Origin of the sequence: Mucilaginibacter gilvus, assembly GCF_004054195.1 — a bacterium.
GTDB lineage: Bacteria > Bacteroidota > Bacteroidia > Sphingobacteriales > Sphingobacteriaceae > Mucilaginibacter > Mucilaginibacter gilvus.
Genome location: NZ_SBIW01000012.1, coordinates 60,803 through 86,568, shown reverse-complemented (window position 1 = coordinate 86,568; position 25,766 = coordinate 60,803). Strand labels below are relative to the sequence as shown.

Genomic DNA, 25,766 nt, shown 5'->3' with positions numbered 1-25,766 from the left:
GGCGCTAAATGTTGCGTATTTGTTGTAAAATTGAAAACTTGTAAAACATCCCAAAATTAAGGTTTTACAACAGCTAATGGAACAGGATATTTTAACCCAGCACACACAGGCCGCAGCGCTTGCCCAACAACAGGCAGATAACTTTGCCACACAAGCAAATACCTACTCTCTTTACCGTTTAGGCATCTTTGCTTTGTTTATCGTGGCCATTGTTTTAACCGTGAGCCAGGACAATATCCTGATACTGGTAGCCGCCTTATTGGTGCTTGGCTTTGTGTTTGCCAAATTGGTGGGAAAACAAAACGAATTTGAGACCGCCAAAAAGTATTACCTCGACCTTAAAAAGGTGAACGAGAACGAAGCCGCAAGCATAGCAGCCCACAGCAACATGTACCCGGATGGCAGCTGGTTTGCAAACGATAAGCACCATTACACCGGCGACCTGGATATTTTTGGCAAGGGCTCTCTGTTTCAACTCATTAACCGGGGCGCTACCTCGCAGGGGAATAACAAACTGGCCAACTGGCTACTGGCCCCCGAAAAAAAGGAGGTGATCCTTTCCCGCCAGGAAGCGGTAAAAGAGCTTGCCGCCAAAGCCGAATGGAAGCTAACCTTTCAGGCCAACCTGCTTTTCTCGCTGAAACAGCACCGCGACCAGGTTACCAACCTCATCACCTTCTTGAAAACGCCGGTAGAACTTGATAACGAAAAATTTTTGCGCGCATACAGCCAGGCAGCGCCATTTGTATTGATGGCTATGCTGGTTGCCGGGTACTTTTATACGCCCATATTGTATGTGGTAGTGCCCGTAATGTGGTTCAACTACCGGCAGGCTTCCACACGAACTAAAATAGTGCAGAAAACCGACCTGATAGCCGGTAAAATAGATACCGCCCTCCAGCATTTTGTGCTGGGTTTTCAAAATATAGAGCAAGCGGAGTGGAACGCCGACTACACCCAAAACATCAGCAAAAAGCTAAAAGACGCCAACGGACAGGTAGTTTCTGCTCAGATAAAACAGCTATCCCTGCTTATCAATAAACTCAACTACCGCCTCAATATGATATTGATGGTGCTGCTGAACGCCATTTTTATATGGGATATACGCCAGCTGATGGCCATTGAGGCCTGGAAGAAGGCCAACCACGAGAATTTTGAAACCGCCTTTGATGTGATTGCAGAGTTTGAAGCCCTCATTAGCCTTGCCGTACCCGCCATCAACTACCCGGACTGGACCTACCCTATTATTGCTGATACCAAAGGTTATACCCTGACTGCCAAAAACATAGCCCACCCGCTTATCCGTGGCAAGCGGGTTGATAATGATTATGAACTAAACAATGCCTTTAGCGTTGATATTATAACCGGCAGCAACATGGCTGGCAAGAGCACTTTCCTGCGCACCATTGGCATTAACACCGTTTTAGCGCTGGCTGGGGCACCGGTTTGCGCCGGGGCGATGGAAGTATCAGTTATTACCATGGTGACCTACATGCGCATTAAAGATAGCCTGAACGAAAGCACATCTACCTTTAAGGCAGAGTTGGACCGGCTACAGATGCTCCTTGCCGCTGTGGAGAACCAAAGCAGGGTTTTCTTCCTGATAGACGAGATGCTGCGCGGCACCAACTCCGTAGATAAGTACCTGGGTAGCAAGGCTGTAATAGAGCAACTCATCGCCAAAAAAGGCGTGGGCATGGTGGCTACACACGACCTGCAGATAGCTCGACTGGAAGATAAATACCCAGCTTACATCCGTAATTATTATTTTGACATACAGGTTATCGGCGGCGAAATGCTGTTTGACTACAAGATAAAACACGGCGAATGCAAAACCTTCAACGCGTCGCTGTTGCTGAAGCAGATAGGGATTAACGTTGCTGCGGAGTAAAGGATAGAATCAAGGGGTAAGAAAAAAGAAAAAAATTGCTGCAGCTTAAATTAAATTGCAGTTGAACGCTGCTCGCTGCGTACCACGAGTTGAAAATTCGCGGTAGCTACAAAGGCTCCAATACAAACAAAGCGAGCCTCCCGTTTTACCGGAAGGCTCGCTTTTGTAATATAACTTTCGTCTTGTTTCTTGACTCTTGATCCAACAACCTATCGGCCGCCGGCTGGTGCGCCACCGCCGCCCATACCCTGGTCGCCTTGTTTCATATCATCGTTGTTCACGCCGCTCTTTTTAGGCTGGCTAAAGCTTAGCTTACCAAAGCTGTAGCTAAACGTTACACCATATGAACGGAAAGGTAACTGGAACGAAGTGCTCGACCTGAAATCTTTGCCCTCGGTTTTAGAGTTAAAACCTTTATATTCTGCAAACGGACTGATGATGTTTACACCGATAGACATTTTCTTTTTAATCAATTGTTTTTTTACACCAAAACCAAGGATGCTAAAGGTTGGCGTTTGGCCCTGTATGGTGCGGCGCGATGAACTACCGAAGGCAAAAGCTTCTGCTATAAAGTTATTTGGCAATGTAGCGCTGGCTCTTAAAAAACCACCATATTGTATGTAAGTACCATTCTGGCTCTGATCTTGCAGGAACCTGCCTGTTGGATCGGGCTTGTAAGTATAAGCATTTACGCTACCAATAATGGTTATGGCTTTTATTGGGTTAATAGTACCAAAAAAGCTACCGCCAAACGAATTATTGTTACCAACGTTTTGGAAAGTAGTAAGGGTACCGCCCTGCGACCTGTCTAAACCAGTTATAGGATCTTTAGTTTTTACGGTTATGGTATCAGCAATACCCTCTATTAAACCCGAAGTGCGTTTATAATACACAGACACGTTTACGATGGAGGTTTTAATAAAGCTGTTTAACCCAAGTTCGAGCGTTTGCGATACTTCCGCGTTAAGCGTAGGGTTACCCACCTGCTGGGCCAGTATATTACTTTTGTTAACAAAGGGGTTTAAGAATTGCAAACTTGGACGGGTAATACGTTTAGAGTAACCCAGCTTTATAGTGTTTGACGCGTTTAGTTTCTTTTGAATGGTTAAGCTTGGTACATAGGTGTTATAATTCTGATCGAACGGAGGAAGGCTTTGGTTCGCGTTAAACGGCTCGCCGTGGATATCCGTGTTCTCTAACCTGAAACCGGTTAATAACGACCAGCCTTTGGGCAAAGTAGTGGTAAGCACTGAGTAACCAGCTAATACGTTTTGGTTATATTTATAAACATTTGAATTAGCAGCGCTGATTATAAACTGATTACCGGTATAATCGTAAAAATCAGACGTGCTGTTTATCCTCCTGAAGATGCTCTTACCACCTGCTTCCAGCTTAAATACCTTATTTATAGGCAATACATAATCGGCCTGTACCGTGTATTCATTGCTTTTACCGTCAATATTGTTTTTGATGTTTGGCTGTACCGCTGTATACAAGTTGATGTAATTGGTTATACCCGAATTATGGCTCCATTGGGTTGAGAAAGAGATCTCGCTGCCTTCTTTTTTAAATTTGTGCGTATAATCCAGGTTCCAGTCAAATCCATCTATCTTATTGTTTGAAACCGAGTTGCTGCTATACGGGGCCTTTGCCGTTATATCGTTTATGGATGTATTACCAAAGCTTATCTGGTTAAACTTAAACGTGGTGTTAATATTATTAAAACCATTGAACTGGTAACCTGCACCAACCGACCCTACAAGCGCGTGCCTGGTAAGCCTTCCCGTACCTACAGATGAGGTAGAAAGATCAGGATGCGCGAAGTTTTCGTAAGTGGAGGCGTTTTTTGTGTTTTGCGGCCATGACGCGTTACCGCCTATGTTGGTATTAAAGTTAAAACGGTTTTTATTATAGTTTAAATTTAAGTTACTGTTATTTTGGCGTGTACCAAAACCAGTATTAATACCACCGCTTAAACCCGAAACGTTTGATTGCTTGGTAATAATGTTGATGATCCCTGCCGATCCTTCCGCATCGTATTTGGCAGATGGCGAGGTGATCACCTCGATGGTTTTGATCTGGCTGGCCGGAATAGATTTTAATACATCGCTTAAGCTGGCCGCTGTCGCGCCCGATGGCTTGCCATTGATAAGTACGCGAACGTTGTTATCGCCACGTACAGATACGTTACCGTTAATATCTACAGCAACCAAAGGTACTTTAGATAACAAATCGGTAGCGGTACCACCTGCGGCGGTAAGGTCTTTTTCGGCATTGTAAACTATCTTATCAATCTTATTTTCTATCAGCGCCTGCTGCCCAACAATTTGTACCTCTTTTAAAGCACGTGCGCTTGGCGGCAAAATAAGGCTTCCCAGGTTAGCATCCGGTTTTGAGGCCGTGGTGGTAACCGGGTCGATAGTTTTGGTTTTATAACCTAAGAAAGATATGGTGATCTTGTAACTGCCAGATTTGATGTTATCAAGCTTAAAGTTTCCTTTTTCGTCGGTTAAAACACCGTTGATAGGCACAGTACCACCGCTTTTAAATACGCTGATAGTAGCATAGTCAACCGGTTTTTTAGTTAGGGAATCTATAACCGTACCGGCTATCTTCCCGAGTATAGATGAGCCGCCACCACCGCCAACGCCAAACTGGGCATTAGCTGTAAATGAAGCACAAATTATTATTAAAAGTAAAATTATACGTCTCATATTAGTTCATTTTCGTAATTGGAGGCGAAAATGGATAAAATGTTACAAGCAATTCAACCTTTTTTGTAAAATATTAATAACTGTAATGTATATGTTACACTAAGCTGATAATCAACTATAAACAATGCGTTTTGAGAGCTTCAGGAAGGGGGCTTCTACCGCTAAATAGAACACCCAGGCGAAAACGATGCTCACAATTATGCCCGTTCCAAACTCCAGCGCCTTAAAAGGCAGTGTTTTTGGCAGGCTTTGCCCCATGTATACAACCAGGTTGCTGCCAATGGTATCGTGAGTAAGGTATAGTGAAAAAGAAATGGTAGAAAAAAACTTAATTATACCGTTTGCTTTTAGCGGCAGTGCCAGTAATAAAAGTGCAAACAATGCCGTGCATGTTTCGCGCCAGCCAGAATTAAAGCAGCTGATATAAATGATAGGAAGGCTGATGAGCAATGCCAATAAAGGCTTTATTTGTTTGGAAGAGTACAGAAAATATAACATGCCCAAAGCAAAAACAGGGAACATGGGTAACATTGTCGACCAGGGGAGATGCACAAAATACGATACAATGCTTAATGCCAACAGGAAATAAGCGCCCCATTTGCTATTGACGAGCGGGAAGGCCAGCGCCACAAACAAGTAAAACTGAAATTCGATGCCGAGCGTCCAGTATACCGGGTTAACATAATTGTTACCGTTAAAATTGTTGAGGTATGCCAAATGCCCCAGTAGATTTGGCCAATCGGGCTTAATTTCCTGCAAATAGCCAAGCCGTGTATAAATTAGGTTTAACAATAGCACTAATGCAATTGATAAAATATACGGTGGTTCTATACGGCTGACACGTTTTGCTATAAACGTTGGCGCCATGCGCCAGATATAATTTTTAGGAATGGCCTTGCAAATGATAAAGCCCGAGAGCAGGAAAAACATGTAAATCCACAACCAGGCATACTTTAATCCCGGAAGCGACTTCCCGCCCAAATGGAACAGTGTTACACCAACACAGGCAATAGCGCGGATGTAATCTACTTGGTGGATGTGTTTGGGCTGGGTCATTGAAAAAGCGCTTTGTTATTGGAGTGTTTAATAGCAATGAACCCGTCGTCATGTGAATTTATTTCGGCACCCCACATGCAAAGTGATTAGCTGCGCAATCGGTTAAGCGAGGTAGTTACCCCTCCCGTGGGATGTTGAAACAAGTTCAACATGACTACCTTTTTAAATGATCGGTTGCCTGTATATAAAAAGTAGCGATGAGCTTGAACCCATCGCTACTTTTTTACACCACAATATTCACAATCCTGCCTTTTACTACAATAACCTTTTTAGGGGCTTTGCCGTCGAGGTATTTTAGTACGTCGGCGTGTGAGCGGATAGCGGCTTCAATCTCGTCATTGCTCAGGCTTAATGATAAACTTACGTTGGTTTTCATTTTCCCGTTGAACGATATTGGGTAGCTAAACTCATCCTCCACCAAATAGGCCGGGTTAAATGTTGGGTAAGCTGCATAAGATAAGGTGCCGGCCTGTTCGCCCAGCATTACCCAAAGCTCCTCGCAAATGTGTGGCGCGTATGGTTCCAGGATGATCACCATATTGTGCAGGATGGCGCGTTTGTTACATTTAAGGTCGGTAAGCTCATTCACCGCAATCATAAAGCTGGATACGGAAGTATTGAACGAGAAACGTTCGATATCCTGCTCCACCTTTTGGATGATCTTGTGTAATGATTTTAGCTCCGCTTTGTTAGGCTCGGCACTGCTTACGGTAAAGTTCCAGTCCGCATCATGAAACAATCTCCAGAATTTACGCAGAAATTTAAACACACCTTCAATACCGTTGGTATTCCAGGGCTTGCTCTGCTCTAACGGACCAAGGAACATTTCGTACATGCGTAAAGTATCGGCGCCGTAACGCTGAGCCAAATCATCCGGATTCACAACGTTGTAGTATCGTTTAGACATCTTTTCAATCTCAACCCCGCAAACGTATTTGCCATTCTCGAGTATAAACTCCGCGTCTGCGAAATCCGGCCTCCACTCTTTAAATTTATTCAGGTTAAGCACATCGTTCTCAACAATGTTCACATCCACGTGTATTGGTGAAGTATTGTGTTCCTTGATCAACCCATGGGAAACAAAGGTGTTTGTGCCCTTACCTTCTTCATCAATAAGGCGGTACACAAAATTACTCCTCCCCTGTATCATCCCCTGGTTTATCAGTTTTTTAAACGGTTCTTCCTCGGGTGTTTTACCAATATCCTTTAAAAACTTGTTCCAGAAACGGCTGTACAGCAAGTGACCGGTAGCGTGTTCGCTACCGCCAATGTACAAATCAACCGCTTTCCAGTATTCTATGGCTTCTTCCGAAGCAAATTCAGCATCATTTTGGGCATCCATGTAGCGGTACCAGTACCAGCTGCTGCCTGCCCAGCCAGGCATGGTGCTCAGTTCGTACTCGTAGGTAGCCTCACCCCGGCCCTCTCCAGAGGAGAGGGAGGTGTATTTCCAACCCGCAGCACGGGCCAAAGGTGGTTCGCCTGTTTCGGTTGGCAGGTATTTATCAATTTCGGGCAATATCAACGGCAGTTCGCTTTCTTCTATCAGGTAAGGCAAGCCATCTTTAAAATAAACCGGTACCGGTTCGCCCCAGTAACGTTGGCGGCCAAAAATGGCATCGCGCATTCTAAAGTTCACCTTCGCTTTGCCCGCGCCAACCTCTTCCAGTTTGGCAATTACGGCGGCGGTGCCAGCCTTGTAATCCAGGCCGTTCATAAAGTCCGAATTGATGTATGTACCTTCCTTGGTCGGGTCGGCTTCGGTTTCTATATTTTGTATATCAATGATAGGCACTATCGGCAAATCGAAATGCTTTGCAAAAAGGTAATCGCGCTGGTCGCCACTTGGTACGGCCATTACGGCACCGGTACCATAGCCAGCCAATACGTAATCGGCTATCCAAAGCTGTATCTTCTCGCCGTTCAGCGGGTTTAATACATAGCTACCCGTAAAAGCGCCCGATACCGTTTTGGTATCAGCCATCCTGTCCAGTTCGCTTTTCTTTTTGGTTTTGGCAATGTACTCCTCCACGGCGGTTTTTTGCTCCGGCGTGGTCAGGCTTGCTACCAGTTCATGCTCCGGCGCCAAAACCACAAACGTAACTCCAAAGATGGTATCTACACGGGTGGTGAAAACCTCTATGTAGTTAGCCTCACCCCGACCCTCTCCAAAGGAGAGGGAGGTAGCTGCGCTTTCTTCTGAAGTCCTCTCCTTTGGAGAGGATTTAGGTGAGGCTATCGGAAACCTAACAGATGCACCCACGCTTTTGCCGATCCAGTTGCGCTGCATTTCTTTTAAAGGCTCGGGCCAGTCAATGGTGTCCAAACCTTGCAGTAAACGCTGGGCATAGGCAGTGATGCGCATGCTCCACTGCATCATTTTCTTTTGCTCCACAGGGTACCCGCCGCGCTCGCTAAAGCCGTCTTTTACCTCGTCGTTAGCCAGTACGGTACCCAGGGCGGCGCACCAGTTAACGGTACTTTCGCGCAGGTAGGTTAGGCGGTATTTTAATAGTTCGGCTTGTTGTTCCTGTTCGGTAAATGCTTTCCACTCATCAGCGGTAAAACTTAGTATTTCTTCGTCGCACACAGCGTTGATGCCGGTGCTGCCTTTGCTTTCAAAATGCGCAACCAATTCGGCAATCGATATCGCTTTGTCGGCCTCTTTGTTATACCAGCTGTTAAACAGCTGCATAAAGATCCACTGCGTCCATTTGTAATAACCCGCGTTGCTGGTACGCACCTCGCGGCTCCAGTCGAACGAGAAACCGATCTGATCCAACTGGCGGCGGTAGGTGGCGATATTATCCTCGGTGGTAACCGATGGATGCTGCCCGGTTTGTATGGCGTACTGCTCGGCCGGTAGCCCGAAGCTATCGTACCCCATCGGGTGCAATACGTTAAAGCCTTTTAAGCGTTTATAACGCGCAAAAATATCAGAAGCTATATAGCCCAGCGGGTGGCCAACATGCAGCCCCGCACCACTTGGGTAAGGGAACATATCCAGCACGTAGTACTTGGGTTTATTGGTTTTATTTTCGGCTTTAAAGGTGTGGTTATCCGCCCAAAACTGCTGCCACTTTTTCTCTATATCCTTAAATTGATAGTCCATTTTATTAATTGCGCATGTGAGGGTGCGAAAATAATAAAAATGACGGTTAGTTTGGTAGAGTTTGTGGGTTTAGGTTTGAGGTAAGTTAATTAGGGGTTAGAAGGGAATGCCACGACCGGGTCATTGTTTTAAATTCTGAAAATTCTTTAATTCAGAAAATTCTGATTCAGACAATGGCGATGCCTGCGGGCCGGGCTATGCACTGCAACTCCTCATTCCATGCTGCTGATAGAAGCAGCACTTCATTCCGGGGTTTCCGTTCCTATCCCTATCGCGGGTTTCTGAGGATGATTTTGGGGATTAAAGAATTTTCATGATTTTGATTGAAATAGCACGCAGACCTAACGAAGCCCGTTTTTAAATCGGCCTTGGCCTGTTCGGCAACTACAGGCACTGCTAAAGCACGATCCTTCATAGAACAGGGCGCAGCCGGGAGTTTCTTTTGGTTACTTTTATTTGCGGAAAAGAAAAGTAACATCCACGGGCCAAACCACAACCACATATCGCTCCTAACGAAGCACTAAAGAACCCACACGTGCTTATAAAAGCACAAACGGCGAAACCCCCTTCCCCAAGGAAGGAATCGCACAAGCCCCCTTCACGCCCAAAAGCTCACAATCAACCAAACTATTTTTACCTTTGCCCCATGCTTACCCTTCGCCAGCTATTTTTAAACAACAACGCCCAAACCACCAACTTCCCCCTGCTGCTGGAGTTTGAGCGTGCCGAAGGCGTTTATATTTATGATCAGGAAGGCAAGCCCTTTACCGATCTTATTTCCGGCATTGGTGTAAGTAACCTGGGGCATAGCAATCCGCAGGTAATAGCGGCCATAAAAGAGCAGGTTGATAAATACATGCACCTGATGGTATATGGCGAATACGTGCAAACCCCGCAGGTAAAGTTTGCAGAGAAGCTTATAAGCATTCTGCCCCAAAACCTCAGTTCCGTTTACTTCACCAACTCCGGCGCCGAAGCGGTAGAAGGCGCGTTGAAACTGGCCAAACGTTTTACCGGCAGGCAGCAAATTGTGGCCATGCACAACTCTTACCATGGCAGCAGCCACGGTGCGCTCAGTGTAATGGGCAACGAGGAATTTAAGCAGGCCTACCGCCCATTATTGCCGGGTGTGAACTTCATCCGCTTTAACGAGGCTGAGGATCTGCAATTCATCACCACCGAAACCGCCTGCGTTATTGTAGAAACTGTACAGGGCGAGGCAGGCATCCGCGTGCCGGATGTGGCATATATGCAAGCTCTTCGTGCCCGCTGCACCGAGGTTGGCACGCTGCTGATACTGGACGAGATCCAGGCAGCATTTGGCCGTACAGGGAAGCTGTTCGCCTTTGAGCATTTTGGGATTGTGCCGGATATATTGTTGTTGGCTAAAGCGCTGGGCGGAGGTATGCCGGTGGGTGCCTTTATTGCTTCGGTTGAGGTCATGTCGGCATTTAAAGAAAACCCGATATTGGGGCACATCACCACCTTTGGCGGGCACCCGGTTTGCTGCGCCGCAGGGCTGGCCGCGCTGGAAGTTCTGCTGAATGATAAACTGATAGATGGTGTGGAAGCAAAGAATCAGCTTTTCCATCAACAGCTTACTCACCCGTCCATCAAGGGCATTCGCGGCAAAGGCCTGATGCTGGCTGTAGAATTTGAAAGCTTCGACCTGAACAAAAAAATAATAGACCGCTGTATAGAAAACGGCGTAATTACCGATTGGTTTCTGCATTGCAGCAACTCTATGCGCATTGCCCCGCCATTAATTATTACCGCTGAGCAGATCAGCCATGCCTGCGCGGTAATTATGGAGGCTATTGATTATCATACCGATACAAGGGCCTAACCTCCAGATTCTCTCCATAATTTTTAATTATTACTATAATCCCTGTGTAAAAACACGGTTACCAAAATCTATTCCCAGTTAATTGGTATAGTTTATGCACTATAGGTTGTGCCCACGTAAATATTGCTTTTTACACTCGTAAATATGGCTTTTAAGACCATAACTGCATATTTTTTGGGTCAATACGGTTCAATTGTATCACAAAAACAAAACATACGGCACAACATCTACCTATGAAAATCGCCTATATATCTACCTATCCGCCCCGCGAATGCGGTATTGCCACGTTTAATCAAAACCTGATGCACGCCATCAACGCAAATTTCCCTAAACGGAAAACATTGCTGGAAGGTGGTTTCGTGGTTGCCCTTAATGACTCCGAGAACCTGCAGGAATACGAATACCCCGATGATGTAAAATACGTGATCCGCCAAAACCATCAGAAGGATTACATCCGCGCCGCAAATTATATCAATACCAGCGCGGTAGACGCGGTAATTTTAGAGCACGAGTTTGGCATCTACGGCGGCGAAAGCGGCATCTACATTTTGCCGCTCATCAACCGTTTAGAAAAACCGCTGATCTCTATCCTGCACACCATCCTGAAAGACCCAAGCTATGTACAGCGCATCATCATCCGCGAAATTGCCGAGCAATCGTCAAAAATCATTGTAATGAGTAAACGGGCAGTGGAGTTTTTGGTGAATATATACGAGATCCCTGTAGAAAAGATCCAGATCATTGAGCACGGGGTACCCGATCTGGAAGCCCCCGAAGAAAACCCTGTTAAAAGCCTTACACCGTTTAAAAACCACCGCGTAATGCTAACCTTTGGTTTAATAAGCCGAAACAAGGGTTTAGAAACTGTAGTGAAAGCCCTGCCAAAAATAGTGGAGAAACACCCCGATGTAATGTACGTGGTGCTGGGCAACACCCATCCCGGGGTAGTTAAACACTCGGGCGAAGAATACCGCGACCACCTTAAAAGCCTGGCCGCGCAACTGAAGGTATCACAGCATTTAGCCTTTATCAATAAGTTTGTTGCCGAGGATGAACTGATAGATTACCTTACCGCTGCCGAAGTATATGTAACTCCATACCTGAACGAGGCGCAGATCACCAGCGGTACCCTATCCTATGCCGTTGGCGCAGGAGCAGCCGTAGTATCAACCCCTTACTGGCATGCTACTGAACTGCTGGCAGATGACCGTGGTCGCCTCTTTGATTTTAAGAATGCCGATGCATTGGCAGAAACCGTTAATGAATTACTGGACGACGATGCTCTGCTGAATGAGTTAAAAGAAAACGCTTACGAGTACGGCTTGCATTTACGCTGGCCGGTTATCGGTTCGGAGTTCATCAAAGTGGCACAAGAAGCGGCCGCAACGCATGATTTTAGCGACAAGATATTAAAGAACAGCATTGTAGACCCCGAAGTACTGCCCAAATTTAGCCTGGCGCACGTAACCCGTTTAACTGATGATACCGGTATTGTACAGCACGCCAAATACGGCATCCCCAATTTAAAGGAGGGATATTGTGTTGATGATAATTCGCGTGCGCTTATTATGGCTTTAATGGCCTACCAGCGTAACGGCAGCCAGGAAGCTTATCGTTTACTGCCCATCTACCTCAGCTATATTCACTATATGCAAACCGATGATGGCAATTTCCGTAATTTCCTCAGCTTCGACAGGCGATACCTGGACGAGGTAGGTACCGAAGATTCCTTTGGCCGCACCATTTGGGCGCTTGGCCATCTCATCAGCTGCGCCGCAAGCAACTCTTACCGCGAATTTGCGCTGGAGCTTTTCCACCGATCATACCCGCACTTTAAGGCGCTTAGATATTTGCGCGGTTTGGCCAATACGATCATCGGTGTTAGCTTATATCTGCAGGCTTTCCCAACCGATGAAGGCATGGTACAGGAATTAAAACGCATGACACAGCCATTGATAGACGCTTACAATAACACCCGCAGTGATGACTGGGAATGGTTTGAGGAAAGCATGACTTATGATAACGCTATATTGCCTTTAGCCCTTTTACATTCCTGCGAAATAACCGGCAACGAAGAGGCCAAAAAAATAGCGCTTACCACCATGGCGTTCCTTGATAAGCTAACCTTATCAAACGGCTATTTAAGCCCGGTTGGTAATGATGGCTGGTACTACCGCGGAGGCAAGTTCCCAACGTTCGATCAGCAGGCTATAGAAACTATGGCCATGGTGCTGATGCATTTTCAGGCTTACCAGATCTTCCGCAAGCCGCAGTATATCGAAAAAATGTTCCTGAGTTATAAATGGTTCCTGGGCGAAAACACTTTGCGCGCGCCGCTTTACGACCACGAAACCAAGGGATGCTGCGACGGTTTGCTGCCAACCGGAATTAACCGAAACCAGGGTGCCGAGAGTACGCTGGCTTACCTGATATCGCATCTAACCGTATTAAAAGCCTTCGAGTTGGAGTACGAGTATAATAAGATTGAAGAACACGTAAAGATTTGCTAACGTGAGAGCAGCCATATTAGCACCCGTTGCCTGGCGCACACCGCCCAGGCACTACGGGCCCTGGGAACAGGTAGCATCAAACATTGCCGAAAGCTTGATAAAGCTGGGCGTTGAGGTAACCTTATTTGCCACGGGCGATTCTATCACCTTAGGGAAACTGGATGCTATTTGCGAGCAAGGTTACGAGGAAGACCGCACCCAGGATGCCAAAGTTTTAGAGTGCCTGCACATCAGCAACCTGATGGAAAAGGCGACGGACTTTGATATTATTCATAATAATTTCGATTTTTTGCCGCTGACGTATTCCGCGCTGGTCAAAACACCCATAATTACCACCATACATGGTTTTTCGTCGCCGCGCATTATACCAGTTTATAAAAAATATAATTCCATCGGCCATTACGTATCCATCAGCAATGCCGACCGCAGCGCCGAACTGGAATACATCGCCACGGTTTATAACGGCTTAAACACCGCCGATTTTAATTTCACCGAAATGCCGGAAGATTACCTGCTATACTTTGGCCGCATTCACCACGATAAAGGCGCTGCTGAAGCCATCCAGATAGCCAAAAAAGCAAAAAAGAAACTACTGATCGCCGGTATTATTCAAGACGATAATTATTGGAAAGAAAAGGTTGAACCTTATTTGGACGAGCAGATCAAATACATTGGCCATGCCGGTCCCGAAAAACGAAACGAGCTTTTAGGTAAGGCCATTGCTCTGTTGCACCCCATTAATTTTGCCGAACCTTTCGGGATGAGTGTAGCTGAGGCGATGCTTTGCGGTACGCCGGTTATTGCGTTTAACAAAGGTTCGATGCCAGAATTGATCCAACACGAAAGAACAGGCTTTTTGGTTAACACGATAGATGAGGCTGTAAACGCCGTATCGCAGCTAAATAATATCAGCCGGCAAAGATGCCGTGACTGGGCCGGTTCTCAATTCTCTGCAGAGAAGATGGCGGATGATTATTATAAATTGTATCAGCAAATATTAAAATAAAGCGCTATTCCCGTTACCGCGAGATTAGCGAGAGCGCATCTCGTGGTAGGCATGGCAGAAGCTTCCAACTTCCGTCAGCTGAAAGCGGCCCTTATACGCGCCATGCGTTAAAAACCGCGGCAGCAAAAAAACACTCACTACTCTCCACTCACTACTCACCAACCTACCCAATATCCCTCAGGCCTTCGCCAATGGTAAGGTGGCTCAACTCCGGCTGATTATCGTAATTGATCAGCGGTCTCAGTTTGGTTTCGTTGGGTTGCATGTAAGATTTCTCTACCACCTCTTCGTTGTAAGAACCCAGATCTGCCGGGCGGGCGTAGCTATAACCCAATCGTTTATTTTCCTCCTCAATAAAGGTAAACAGGTCACCCAGTGCCGAGTGAACCGCCTGCAGGAATTTGTAACTGGTTGATGTAAGGGCTTTCCCCGTATCATCAGGACCTTTGCCTGGCTCGCAAAAGTTAAGGCGGGTAATTACGCCGTTTGTTAATTCAACCTCAAACTTGCCTTCGTTATGCCAGGTTAAATTATTTTTTATTTCTCTATAGTGATCCATTTTGTTTGGTAATTATTTTTGCACGGGGTATTTTTTAACAGCCACATTATTAGTTTAATAAGGGCTCTTAATGGTTCATGCAATGTGTGTGCCAGCCAACCTTCTAATGTGTGTTTATCGGAATTGTTAAGGATTTTATTTTACACGGTTAATTAATCATTAAAAAAATTTAACGTTTATTAATAATTCTGGAGGAAAAATCCTAAATGTGCTTAAAATGAGGTTATCCCGGCAACTTTTATAGCTAAGCAGCGCACGGCTGTTCAGAAATACATACACTGCGTTAAGCTTCATTTATACTTATTTTTTTATAAAGTGCATTATGGTTTCACCCGATCACCTGCAAGGCAGTAAACCAACGAGCAGGAAAGGGCAGCAGTTTTTTAAGAAAATAGTGATCAAAAAGATAAAAAGCTATGGAAGTAAGCCTATCTGTCAAAAAAATTATTCCAATTATTTGATAACGCGTGTCCTACTGGGTAACATATAGCTACAACAGGGCAAATTCCAATCATTTGCCGGGTAATAATGCGGTACATTTACTTATCTATTTAGTTTCCGTGTGTAATATGCAAACCGCAAACCGCTCTTTCCGTAATGTTTTCTTCGAGATGTTTCTTGCATTGGCTTTAATTTCCGGCACCTCACTTTATGCTCAAGATCCCTGGAAAAACCTGGAGAAAAGGCCATCTACCCTCAACCTGGATAAAGGCCTGTTAACTTTCAACACACCCGCGTTCCGCCTTAAATTGGTAAAGGCTTCGCAAACCGTTGCCGCACTGGAACCTAATACCGAGAAGGACTTTGATTATACCCCCGCCGCGCGCCTGGCACAGCGCAGCAGCAACGGCATGTATCATTTGGGCGATATCAACCTGCGTTTAAAAACCGAAGGCGATACCGCCTGGGCAAAATACGCCACTGCCGCCAACCGGGCCGATGTAATTCCTTTAGAAACAAAACAGGCGGGGGTACTCGCCGCGGCAGATCTGTCGCCTACCTTGCCAGCCAACATCCCGCTGAATGTGCAACGTTACTGGCAAGTAGTTAACGGCAATTTGGTGCTGCTATTCAAGTTGAAAAATACCGGCAGCCATACGGTGGAGATAGGCGCTTTAGGCCTGCCCATGATATTTAATAATATTTTGCAGGGCGAGGAATTGGAACAGGCCCATGCCCACAACGTATTTTACGACCCATACATTGGTAAGGACGCGGGTTATTTACAGGTTACCCGACTGAGCGGCAAAGGCCCGGTGTTGCTGGTGACGCCCTATGGCCGCTCGCCATTTGAGGCTTACAACCCATTATTAACCGACCATACCCCAAAAGGTATAGACTTTGAAGGCTTTTACGAATGGATGGTGCACAGCAAGGCCTACGCCGAAACCGATTGGAAAAAAGCTGAGCCATGGAATAAGCCAACCTCAGTTTACATAAGACCCGGCCAAACGGCGGAGTATGGTGTTCAGTTTGTACTGGCCGCTTCTATTAAAGGCATCGAACAAAAACTAATTGAGCAGCGCCGCCCCGTTGCGGTAGGCGTACCGGGGTATGTGCTGTCGCAGGGCACCGATGCAAAGCTTTTTTTAAACTACAGCAAAAAAGTGAAGAGTTTACAGGTGGAACCCGACGGGGCTTTAAGCGTTAGCCCAACTACCGCCGAAAATAAAAACCTGCAAGCCTACACCGTAAAGGGGTTGCAATGGGGACGCGCGCGCTTAACCATTATTTATACCGACGGGTTATACCAAACCATCAGTTATAAAGTGGTTAAAGCTGAACATGACCTGGTGAAAGATTATGGCCGCTTTCTTACCCACCAGCAATGGTTTAATAAACCCGATACCTTCCACCGCAACCCATCGGTTATCACTTACGACTATGAGAAGAAACAACAGGTTACACAGGATAGTCGCGTTTGGATAGCCGGGCTAAGCGATGAGGGCGGGGCAGGTAGCTGGCTGGGTGCCATTATGAAACAACTGGTACAGCCCGATAAGGCCGAAATAGCCAAACTGCAGGAATTTGTGAACCACACGCTGTTCGGCAATATTCAACATAGCGAGGGGCCGCAAAAGTACGGCGTGAAGAAAAGCGTGTTTTATTACCAGCCCGATAGCATCCCCAAAGGAACTTATAGCGACAGCCTCAACTGGAAAACCTGGGCTGCCTGGAGCCACAAGGACGCCAATGATGTTGGCCGCTCTTATAATTACCCGCACGTTACGGCGGCGCATTGGGTAATGTACCGTTTGGCCCGCAATCACAATGGGTTAGTTACACAACAAAATTGGCAGTTCTATCTGAACAACTCTTACGAAACGGCCATGGCCATGGTAAAGCAGGCCCCTTATTACGCCCAATTTGGCCAAATGGAAGGAACCATATTTTACCTGCTGCTGATGGATCTGAAGGCCGAAGGTTGGGGCGATAAGGCGCTCCCCTTAGAAACAGAAATGCGAAAACGCGCCGACCACTGGCGCACCCTGCAATACCCCTTCGGCAGCGAAATGCCCTGGGATAGTACCGGGCAGGAAGAGGTTTACAACTGGTCGGCCTACTTTGGGTATACCGATAAGGCGGAGGTAACCATTAACGCCATACTGGGCTATATGCCAACCGTACCGCATTGGGGGTATAATGGTTCTGCGCGCCGGTACTGGGATTTTTTATACGGCGGCAAGCTCTCCCGTATTGAGCGGCAGCTACACCACTACGGCTCGGGCTTAAACGCCATCCCGGTACTCAGCGAATACCGCAGTCATCCCGATGACCTGTATTTATTACGTGTGGGTTATGGCGGTTTAATGGGTTCGGTAGCCAACATCACGCAGGATGGTTTCGGTCCCGCGGCCTTCCATTCTTATCCATCCACCCTCAAGATAGATGGTCTCTCCGGCGATTACGGGCCAAACTTTTTTGGTTACGCGGTAAACTCAGCTACTTATATCACCCACCATAAAAACTTCGGCTGGCTGGCCTTTGGCGGGAATTTGAAAAAGGATAGTCGTGCGATAAAGGTGGATATCACCACAGCATCGGCACAACGGGTATTTATTGCACCTGCCGGTCTTTGGCTTACATTGGATGCCGGTACTTTTAAAAGTATTAGCTATAACCCGGCTAATGGCAAGGTAGTAATTACTTTAAATATAGCTGATGAGTTTACGCCAAAGGCATATTTGCACATGCAGCAAGCGGTAAAAGGTGGGCAGTATAAGTTAAACGGAAATTTTGTTTTGGAAAGAGGAGCGAATGTAGTGCCGCTGGGTTCGAAAACAGTTGAGTTGACTCTAATTAAATAACGGTTAATTTCATAAGCCAAAACGGCCATCGTTGTTCGCGATGGCCGTTTTATGCGTGAAGACATTAGATTAATCTATGCCGTCTGCCTTCAACTTATTCAACAGTTCATCCAGATCCACTTCTGCAAAGGCTGTTGATGAATCAGATACACCGTATGGGATGATGAGTTTGTTATTGTGGATGAGCGCACCGCAGGAATACAATACGTTTGGTACGTAGCCCTCGCGCTCGTCGCTGTTGGGGATCAATAATGGCTCTTTCAGACGACCAATCTCTACAGCCGGGTCGTCAAGTTTCAGCAGACTTGCACCCAGCACATAGCGGCGCATTGGGCCAACGCCGTGGGTGATCACTATCCAGCCGTCCTTTGTTTCTATCGGCGAACCGCAGTTACCAATCTGTACAAACTCCCAGCTAAATTTGGGGGTTTGCAGCAAAACGGGCTTCTCCCAAATATTTATCTTATCCGAGTACATGATGTAGTTGTTGCAACCATCTATCCGGCTTATCATCATGTATTTGCCGTTCACTTTACGGGGGAACAATGCCAAATTTTTGTTCTGGGCACCGGCACCATAAAGCGGCATGATCTTAAAATTATAAAAATCGGTAGTTTGCAGCAGCTTGGGCATTATCAGCGCGCCATCATAAGCGGTATAAGTTGCATAATAAACAGAGGTTCCATCTTCATTTTGGAATTGCACAAAGCGCGCGTCCTCAATACCTTTACGCTCGTACTCGGAGATGGGGAAGATCACCCTGTCGGAGATATCCGTATCCAGCGAGAAAACAATTTCATAGTACGAATCGGCCAGCCAAAGCACCTTATCATATTCCAGGCGCTTCATATCGCTCTCCTGTAGTTTCTGCGAATCGAGGATGATGCGGCGCAGGTTAGAATATTCAAAATGATGGTCGAGCTTGCTTTCCAATTCATGCAGCACATCTATGTTGATCTGCGTGATGGCAGCCTTATCAAAAAACAGTTTCTTGTTGTACACCGCGTTGCGCACTATCTCCGCCTCATCTATATAGCTCCCGGCAGGCAAAACGGTAATGTTATTGTTCTTATCGATCAGCGCCCTACGAAAGGTGATAGAGGAAATGTGCCCCTCTCCTACCGCCCTGAAGCTGATGATAACGCGGCGCTGCCCGTCTTCCAGCTCGGTTTGATCCGGGTCCTCCACAATGGAAGGATTAAAGAACGCTGCCGATTCGATAGAATATTCGTGGGTAAAATAAGAACCTATAAGGAGCTTACGATAAACCGTCAGGGTGTCGAAATCAATACCCAGTTCTTCAAAAAGTGGCTTTAACTTGCTGCAGTGGCGGTTTAAAACCCTGGTAATGTTACGATGGCGTTTAGAATATTCCTGCAACAACGGCGAAACAATGCCAAATGCAACCTCTTCGCTGATGCCCATTACCCTTTGCAAAACTTCCTTAGCACGATCGTTCCCGTTAAAAAAGAATCTCGCAATTACACGCTTAGGATCGGGATTTACTCTTACTGGTTTTCTCTCTATAGAAAGTCTCATCAAAAAAATAGTTTATTATTTAACACCATTGGCGCTAAATTGATTTGTCAATTTTACAAAACCTTAACCAAGGTGAAATTATCCTGAATAATCGGGCTAAGCACTGCATTTAACGGATCTTTTTAAATAAAAGCGTTTAACTATCGGATAAGATTTAAGGCAAAAGGTTTAATAGAACCGACCGCTTAAGCCATCCGGTTGCGTTTGATCATATATTCGTTCAGGATGCTGTTGTAGCCCTGCTCAATATCAGCGTCCACAATATCAATATGATACTGGGCACATTTCAGCTCCAGCTGATGGCGGTATTCTTTAAGCGATGTGATATAGCTTTCGCGGATTTTATTGGGATGCACACGCACTTCTTCCCCTGTCTCTATATCCACAAAATGATGGGGCCGGTTATCAAAATTAAAATCCAGCTCCTTTTGTTTGCTGGTTACGTTAAAGATAACCACCTCGTGCTTTTTGTACTTAAGGTGCTGTATGGCAGCAAAAAGCTCCTGTGTTTTTTGTGGGTTGAGGCTATTTTCCAGCATATCGCTAAAGATGATCACCATCGAACGCTGGTGAATTTCGCCCGCCAAATGATGCAGCACGGTAGAAATATTGGTAGTTGTATTTTGCTTCGGGTTATTATAGCTCTTCTCCAGCTGCGCGTACAGGTAAAACAAGTGCGCCGATGTGGATCGGGCCGGGCTCATCCAGTCCATCTTATCCGAGAACAGGCACAGTCCAAAAGCATCCCTTTGTTTTTTAAACAGGTACATCAGCGACGCAATGGCATACACCGAGAATTGCAGTTTATTAATACCCTCAGCAGGGAAATTCATGGACGATGAGGTATCCAGCAGCAAATAGCAGCGCAGGTTGGTTTCTTCCTCAAACTGTTTTACAAACAGCTTATCAGTTCGGGCAAGGAGTTTCCAATCGATGTTTTTTACCGATTCGCCATTGTTATACAACCGGTGCTCAGCAAATTCTACCGAAAAGCCGTGGAAGGGGCTTTGGTGAAGGCCTGTTATAAAACCCTCAACAACCTGCCGGGCAAGCAATTCCAGGTTTGCCAGCTGGCGTACATGTTGGTTGTTGTTTAACTGAGGCATAGGCCAAGGTAGCAATTTCGGTATAAAAACGTAACGCTAATTTAGGAAGGATCATTTTAGCTATCATGAGAAGCCTCTCCTAAATGGCGAAGCCCTCATGAAATAATCCCCTCCTGAGGAGAGGACTTGAAAAAATAATTGGGATTTGGTTAAATATATCCTTCTCCTTTGGAGAGTAATAGCCCATCAAACGACAGATTTCATAAAACGTTCCGCTGGAACGTGAAAATTGCCGTTATTTTTTTACCCATGAGACGTTCCTAAGGAACGTTTTTGTTTTTTTCATCCCTTCGGGATGTTTTATGGGTAGAAAATACCAAAGAACCCTCTAACGTTCCAGAGGAACGTCTTATGAATTATCCGCCTGTCTAATGACGTGCTATTACTCTTTGGAGAAGGTGCCAAAAGGGCGGATGAGGCCCCCCTAAAACCTCGTGTAAAACGCTGTTTGTATAATATGGTTAACGGTGTAAGCGGTAGTCTGTTTAGTGTATTGGTTCATGTAGCCCAATTCCGCGTCGAACTTTTTATTAAAGCGGAATCCGATTGCGGCGTAAGCACGGTTTTGGTCGAAGAAGTGTTTGTTCACTTTATCCTTGTTCTGCACGTTTACAAAAACTTCGTTCTGCAATGCAAAGAACGGACCTTTGGTAAACACCGAATCGCTTTTAAAAGGCACCACCGCCCGGGCAAAATAACGCAGGCGTTGCGAAAAATAACTATCGGTAGCCGTAGCAGAGGTATTACCCAAAAAGCGTTGCTCTAACCGGAAACGATGCTGTAACGAAACAGTTCTGCTTAATTTTTGATTGATGATAAACTGCTCCCATATCCGGCTCTCCGGACGAAAAGTGGAAGCACCACTTGCCGACCTGCCATTGGTGGCGATGTATGCATACCCCACGGCGCCTATCTTATTTTTTGAGAAATAATAATTTATCGATGGGCGAAGCAGCACGTTCCGGAGGTAATCCACCCGGTCTGCCGAGCGGAACTGCGCATCAAACGAGGCTCCCCAATGCTGCGAAAATCGTTGGGTGTGGAACAGAGCAGCCCAGGCGGCAGATTGATTGTCCTGAGCGAAAAGTTTGCAAGGTGCTAAAAATGTAAAAAGCAGCAAAAGCTGGAGTAGTTTATTCTTCATAAATAACGGATAGATACAATAAATGTATGCGATAAAACAAATTGCCGGGCGTGGGGGGCACACTCGTTAAGGCAGCTGATGCGGCAAAATTAATATATTTTGTTAAAAATGCTAATCCTTAAACTTCGCTACCCGCTTTCGCCCCAGGTCGTAACTTAAGCGGAACGCTTCCTGGTTGCTGCCACTGCTAAACGGCGTTTGGTGGAAACTCACGATAAACTGCCCGGTTATACCTTTGTATAAAAAAGGGGTGTAGATGATATCCAGCCGGTTATAGGTTTTATATTGATAATAGGCATCACCATAGGAGATGCTATGCCCCTCGCCTTTGTAAAACTCATCGTACAGGGCAAAACGCTTATAGCTTAAATAGGCGTTGGCAACAAAGCCCGTAGGTTTTTTAAAGCCCGAAACATTACGCTCACGCTCGAACGACATCATGCCCCCTGCTTCAAAATTCAAGGAATCGAGGAAGGTTTTATGGCTGAAATTGGCCCCCAGTTTTACTTGTATGGCTCCGTTATCTCGGATATGGTCGTCGGGGATGGGAACGGCCGGCCCTGCATCGTGCAATAAAAAGAAATATTGTGAAAGGTAGAACGGCCCTTTTGCAAACGGCTGGTACTTACCCGAAAAGCCGAACAGGAACTGCTCGCGTTCGGTATCGGTTTGGCGACTCACCCAGTCTATCCACACCGTTTCATTAAAATTACGGGTATGGTATTTCGCCAGTAAGCCCTCTACGTTCGGCCTAAAATAGCGTAACGTATCATTCAGCATGGCGCGGGGATAATCGGTCAGCAAGCCTTCGCGCGGGAACTCACCGGCGTTAAATAACCAGCGTTTGCCGGTATGATTAAAGTAAGCTACCGGGTTCACCTTTAAAAAATAAGGTTTCGCGCCAAACTCGTGCAGGCCGTTTACACCCACAATAAAGCGGTTGGCGCTATCCAGGTTCAGCCCAAAATCGAGCGCGAGCCTGGTGCCCGAATAAGTGCGCGAACGGATGAGTGATTCTTTATACTCCCGGTTATCAAAAAAAACCGATCCATTAAAATGTACATCCACCGTTTGGGCAGCAGCGGCGCGGGCAATTAAAACAGTAACTATGAGTAAGTAGATCTTTTTATGCATCGTATCAATTTATTATTCAACTGTAAATTTTATCAGGCGACTGTTCTTGCTTCCCCTAAACGGTTCGGTACGGATAGAGAACATCAGGTAATAGGTTCCTTTCTCCCTGGGGGCGATCACCGCTGTTTTATACAACTTGCTCTCGCCCGGGTTAAGGCTGATGCTGTTAAACCCGGCATCCGACTGCTGCACGTCGGCAATATCTGTAGGACCGGTAAAAAAGCAGCCCTCCAGGTAAACCGGGTGCGTATACCCAACGTTGGTAAAATTAACATCGTATGTGTAAGGGTTGGTTATACTAAGGTCAAATTCTACTTTTTGCCCGGGATGCGCGGTCACCGGCTTTGTCTTAGTGTCAATAGCTATCTTTTGATAGGTACGCGCGTCTTCTACCCAGGCACCGTACCAGGTACCAACTTCGCCGGTAATGGTATCTGTTTTATAGCCTTGCAGTGGGTCGCTCAACACCAGGTAAACGCGTTTGTGTTGCAGGCTATCCTCCATGGGCCATATATCAAACATGGTGCGGCCGTAGTACCGCGAATCGTAGGCGAAACCTTTTAGGGTATGGTTGTAAAAATCGTACTTAGATGGATTTTGAAAGCCATCGTCCATCACCATCCAGGCATCGCCTGCTTTTTCGTGCACTTTTGCCGCCCATTCGCGGAAACCGAAATAGGTTTGCAGCGCCTGCACCTTTTTGATGAACGGCAAGCCCAAAACCAGCGAGATCCGCAGCACCAAAATGAGCACGATATTGGCAATAGCGACATTGAAGAGCCATTTGGGATGATTGTTATTCCGGTGCAGATTGATCATCACCAACGCTACCAATGGGATAAAACCAATAAGCGTATAGTGCGGCTGCACATTGGCGAAAAACGTATTCACACAAAAGAAACCGAAAGTACCGATGGCGTTAAACACCAGCGCGCGGCTAAATACATCGGTAATTTTGGTGCGGAATGCTTTATAAAACAAGTACCAGCTAAGGAGTATCCCGCCAAGTAAAAGCTGGCCCGAAAGGTACTCGATAGTGAAGGAGACATTGTAGATCTTGTCAGATGAGCGCTCGAACAACTGGTAATTTACCGCCGGGAAATTGCGTTGAGCCTGCCATAAAATATGCGGTGTAAAACAAATTAGTCCGGTTACAATAGCGAGGTAAAAAGAGGGACGTTTAAAGAGTTTAAAGTTGGATAGCACCGTGAAGCCCACAAGCAGGATCCCGTGGTATTTGCTGTAAAGCAGGCAGGCAACCGCCACGCCAATGATGAACGCCGTAAGCCAGCTATCCTTTTCTGCATACTTCTGATAGAAATAATAAAACACCGCCGCGAAGAAAAACAGCGGCGCATCGGGCGTGGTGGTAAAGCCGTATACATGGAAAACCAGCACGCAGGAGGTGAGCAAAATAAACCACTTGGGCGTTACCGTGTATTTTTTAACGATGAGCCAAAGCAGGTAAAGAGCCAGACTATTGGTGAGCACCGCCACCAGCCTCGCACCAAATTCGTTATGGAAAAGGGTGTAGCCAATTTTGATGAACACCGCCATCATAGGCGGGTGGTAAAAGTAGCCCCAATCCGGCTTTTGGGCGTAAAGCCAGTAGTAAGCTTCGTCGCCATGGAGTTCTAAAACAGCGGCCTGCAGCAGGTTCAAAACCGTCCAACAGGCGATGAAATACCATATGGGTTTATTGGATTGAATGGGATTACCTGCAGTATTAGCCATTGAACAGATTATGCTGCAAAGGTAAAATAAATGCGTTAAGGCTGCGGCGCATAATGGTTATGATTATTTTAAGAAACGGCTGTACAATTCATATAAAAATTGAATATTTGACCCATGACAAAACAACAATTCGATACCATTAAACAGCCCCGTTTAATGGTATTAAACCTATTAGAGAAATTCACGCTTGAGCAAATAAACGCCATCCCCGCCGGCTTTAACAACAATATTGCCTGGAACCTTGGGCACATGCTGGCCGCCCAGTTGGGTATTTGTTACAAACGCGCCGGACTGGAAGTTGATGAAAGCTTTTACCAAACCTACAAACCGGAAAGTAAACCAGAGGGCCCTATAACCCAAGAGCAATTCGACGAAATAAAAGAAAAACTGATCAGCAGCCTCGACCAATTGGAAAAAGATCACCAGGCCGGTATTTTTGTCAACTACCCCACCTGGAGCACCCGCTATGGCGTAGTTATAAGCAGTATCGACGACGCGATTTCCTTTCTGCCGTTTCACGAAGGGCTGCATATTGGGTACATTATGGCGATAAGGAAGTTAGTGTAGGGCATCTAATTCCATTAAGAGGAAACATTGATTACTTGAAAGAACGATCATGAATTGGATTATTCGGAAGACTAAAAAAATGCAATATCACACAGACCTGAGTGTGATATTAAATCCGATCCACGATTATGTTGCGGATTTTAATTGGTTATTCTCCGATTTAGATTTCATGTCCGGAGAGGTAACGCCATTCAATTTCGAAGACGAGTATTTTTTATTGACCGGTGAAGAAATGCTGCAGATTTTAACGAAGCATATCCAGTTTGTTTGGGGTGTGATAATTGCGATACCTTACAATGTCGAAATTACGATTGATGAGAATGCAATACCTTTTGCCGAGGGCAACGAGTTAATATGGAAAAACGGTAACCTTCAACACCCTGATGCTGCAATAGAGATAATTTGTTTTGATAGCGGGTATACGATTGTAAAATTCACGGATGAACGGCTATCAGCTAAATTTAAAGCATATTTTGGAGATGAGGCGATTGAATTGGGGAAGTTCACATGAAAATTTGCTAAGGGGTAAAGCTGCATTTC

At 45.9% G+C, this 25,766-nt stretch carries 16 protein-coding genes; 7 read left to right on the top strand and 9 right to left on the bottom strand.

The window, feature by feature from the left end:
* Positions 1–76: 76 nt before the first annotated feature.
* Positions 77–1,891 (top strand): MutS-related protein, encoded by a 1,815-nt coding sequence (locus EPL05_RS20165; RefSeq protein WP_128535804.1) that lies wholly within the window; start codon positions 77–79, stop codon positions 1,889–1,891.
* Positions 1,892–2,100: 209 nt separating this feature from the next.
* On the opposite strand, the gene EPL05_RS20160 is transcribed toward EPL05_RS20165, so the two are convergent.
* The 3 genes from EPL05_RS20160 to leuS form a co-directional block, all read right to left on the bottom strand.
* Positions 2,101–4,605, bottom strand: a complete 2,505-nt coding sequence (locus EPL05_RS20160) for a TonB-dependent receptor domain-containing protein (RefSeq protein ID WP_128535803.1) — start codon at positions 4,603–4,605, stop codon at positions 2,101–2,103.
* Between the two features lie 111 nt (positions 4,606–4,716).
* Positions 4,717–5,661 carry an acyltransferase family protein gene (locus EPL05_RS20155; protein WP_128535802.1) on the bottom strand — a complete coding sequence of 315 codons (945 nt, stop codon included), beginning with the start codon at positions 5,659–5,661 and terminating at the stop codon, positions 4,717–4,719.
* A 223-nt stretch (positions 5,662–5,884) separates the two neighbouring features.
* The gene (gene leuS / locus EPL05_RS20150; RefSeq protein ID WP_128535801.1) at positions 5,885–8,773 is read right to left on the bottom strand and encodes a leucine--tRNA ligase; all 2,889 of its coding nucleotides are present in this window, start codon (positions 8,771–8,773) and stop codon (positions 5,885–5,887) included.
* Between the two features lie 646 nt (positions 8,774–9,419).
* Here leuS and EPL05_RS20145 point away from each other — a divergent pair.
* The 3 genes from EPL05_RS20145 (at position 9,420) to EPL05_RS20135 (ending at position 14,135) form a co-directional block, all read left to right on the top strand.
* On the top strand, positions 9,420–10,619 hold the full coding sequence (locus EPL05_RS20145; RefSeq protein ID WP_128535800.1) for an aspartate aminotransferase family protein: 1,200 nt from the start codon (positions 9,420–9,422) through the stop codon (positions 10,617–10,619).
* A 233-nt stretch (positions 10,620–10,852) separates the two neighbouring features.
* Positions 10,853–13,129, top strand: a complete 2,277-nt coding sequence (locus EPL05_RS20140; RefSeq protein ID WP_128535799.1) for a glycosyltransferase family 4 protein — start codon at positions 10,853–10,855, stop codon at positions 13,127–13,129.
* A gap of 1 nt (position 13,130) precedes the next feature.
* On the top strand, positions 13,131–14,135 hold the full coding sequence (locus EPL05_RS20135) for a glycosyltransferase family 4 protein (protein ID WP_128535798.1): 1,005 nt from the start codon (positions 13,131–13,133) through the stop codon (positions 14,133–14,135).
* A 163-nt stretch (positions 14,136–14,298) separates the two neighbouring features.
* Here the strand turns inward: EPL05_RS20135 and EPL05_RS20130 are convergent, their stop codons facing one another.
* Positions 14,299–14,694, bottom strand: coding sequence for a hypothetical protein (locus EPL05_RS20130; protein WP_128535797.1), 396 nt, complete (start codon positions 14,692–14,694; stop codon positions 14,299–14,301).
* A 569-nt stretch (positions 14,695–15,263) separates the two neighbouring features.
* Here EPL05_RS20130 and EPL05_RS20125 point away from each other — a divergent pair.
* Entirely contained in the window at positions 15,264–18,002 is a 2,739-nt protein-coding gene (locus EPL05_RS20125; RefSeq protein WP_208394797.1) for a DUF5695 domain-containing protein, read from the top strand.
* 69 nt (positions 18,003–18,071) lie between these two features.
* Here the strand turns inward: EPL05_RS20125 and EPL05_RS20120 are convergent, their stop codons facing one another.
* From EPL05_RS20120 to EPL05_RS20100, 5 genes are all read right to left on the bottom strand, one after another.
* Positions 18,072–19,541, bottom strand: a complete 1,470-nt coding sequence (locus EPL05_RS20120; RefSeq protein ID WP_128535796.1) for a glycoside hydrolase family 130 protein — start codon at positions 19,539–19,541, stop codon at positions 18,072–18,074.
* A 185-nt stretch (positions 19,542–19,726) separates the two neighbouring features.
* Entirely contained in the window at positions 19,727–20,647 is a 921-nt protein-coding gene (locus tag EPL05_RS20115) for a DUF58 domain-containing protein (protein ID WP_128535795.1), read from the bottom strand.
* 424 nt (positions 20,648–21,071) lie between these two features.
* Positions 21,072–21,791: a DUF2490 domain-containing protein gene (locus EPL05_RS20110; RefSeq protein WP_128535794.1), complete on the bottom strand. Its 720-nt coding sequence runs from the start codon at positions 21,789–21,791 to the stop codon at positions 21,072–21,074.
* Between the two features lie 111 nt (positions 21,792–21,902).
* Positions 21,903–22,925 (bottom strand): hypothetical protein, encoded by a 1,023-nt coding sequence (locus EPL05_RS20105; protein ID WP_128535793.1) that lies wholly within the window; start codon positions 22,923–22,925, stop codon positions 21,903–21,905.
* Between the two features lie 12 nt (positions 22,926–22,937).
* Entirely contained in the window at positions 22,938–24,659 is a 1,722-nt protein-coding gene (locus EPL05_RS20100) for an ArnT family glycosyltransferase (RefSeq protein WP_128535792.1), read from the bottom strand.
* A gap of 114 nt (positions 24,660–24,773) precedes the next feature.
* Here EPL05_RS20100 and EPL05_RS20095 point away from each other — a divergent pair, with 114 nt between their 5' ends.
* Positions 24,774–25,226: a DinB family protein gene (locus EPL05_RS20095; protein ID WP_128535791.1), complete on the top strand. Its 453-nt coding sequence runs from the start codon at positions 24,774–24,776 to the stop codon at positions 25,224–25,226.
* A 49-nt stretch (positions 25,227–25,275) separates the two neighbouring features.
* A complete protein-coding gene (locus EPL05_RS20090; RefSeq protein WP_128535790.1) occupies positions 25,276–25,737 on the top strand; it encodes a hypothetical protein in 462 nt (153 codons plus the stop codon).
* The last annotated feature ends 29 nt before the right edge of the window (positions 25,738–25,766 follow it).

Coding starts and splice junctions, on each gene's coding strand:
- EPL05_RS20165 (WP_128535804.1), top strand. CDS start 77: ATGGAACAGGATATTTTAACCCAGCACACACAGGCCGCAGCGCTTGCC.
- EPL05_RS20160 (WP_128535803.1), bottom strand. CDS start 4,605: ATGAGACGTATAATTTTACTTTTAATAATAATTTGTGCTTCATTTACA.
- EPL05_RS20155 (WP_128535802.1), bottom strand. CDS start 5,661: ATGACCCAGCCCAAACACATCCACCAAGTAGATTACATCCGCGCTATT.
- leuS (WP_128535801.1), bottom strand. CDS start 8,773: ATGGACTATCAATTTAAGGATATAGAGAAAAAGTGGCAGCAGTTTTGG.
- EPL05_RS20145 (WP_128535800.1), top strand. CDS start 9,420: ATGCTTACCCTTCGCCAGCTATTTTTAAACAACAACGCCCAAACCACC.
- EPL05_RS20140 (WP_128535799.1), top strand. CDS start 10,853: ATGAAAATCGCCTATATATCTACCTATCCGCCCCGCGAATGCGGTATT.
- EPL05_RS20130 (WP_128535797.1), bottom strand. CDS start 14,694: ATGGATCACTATAGAGAAATAAAAAATAATTTAACCTGGCATAACGAA.
- EPL05_RS20125 (WP_208394797.1), top strand. CDS start 15,264: ATGCAAACCGCAAACCGCTCTTTCCGTAATGTTTTCTTCGAGATGTTT.
- EPL05_RS20120 (WP_128535796.1), bottom strand. CDS start 19,541: ATGAGACTTTCTATAGAGAGAAAACCAGTAAGAGTAAATCCCGATCCT.
- EPL05_RS20115 (WP_128535795.1), bottom strand. CDS start 20,647: ATGCCTCAGTTAAACAACAACCAACATGTACGCCAGCTGGCAAACCTG.
- EPL05_RS20110 (WP_128535794.1), bottom strand. CDS start 21,791: ATGAAGAATAAACTACTCCAGCTTTTGCTGCTTTTTACATTTTTAGCA.
- EPL05_RS20105 (WP_128535793.1), bottom strand. CDS start 22,925: ATGCATAAAAAGATCTACTTACTCATAGTTACTGTTTTAATTGCCCGC.
- EPL05_RS20100 (WP_128535792.1), bottom strand. CDS start 24,659: ATGGCTAATACTGCAGGTAATCCCATTCAATCCAATAAACCCATATGG.
- EPL05_RS20095 (WP_128535791.1), top strand. CDS start 24,774: ATGACAAAACAACAATTCGATACCATTAAACAGCCCCGTTTAATGGTA.
- EPL05_RS20090 (WP_128535790.1), top strand. CDS start 25,276: ATGAATTGGATTATTCGGAAGACTAAAAAAATGCAATATCACACAGAC.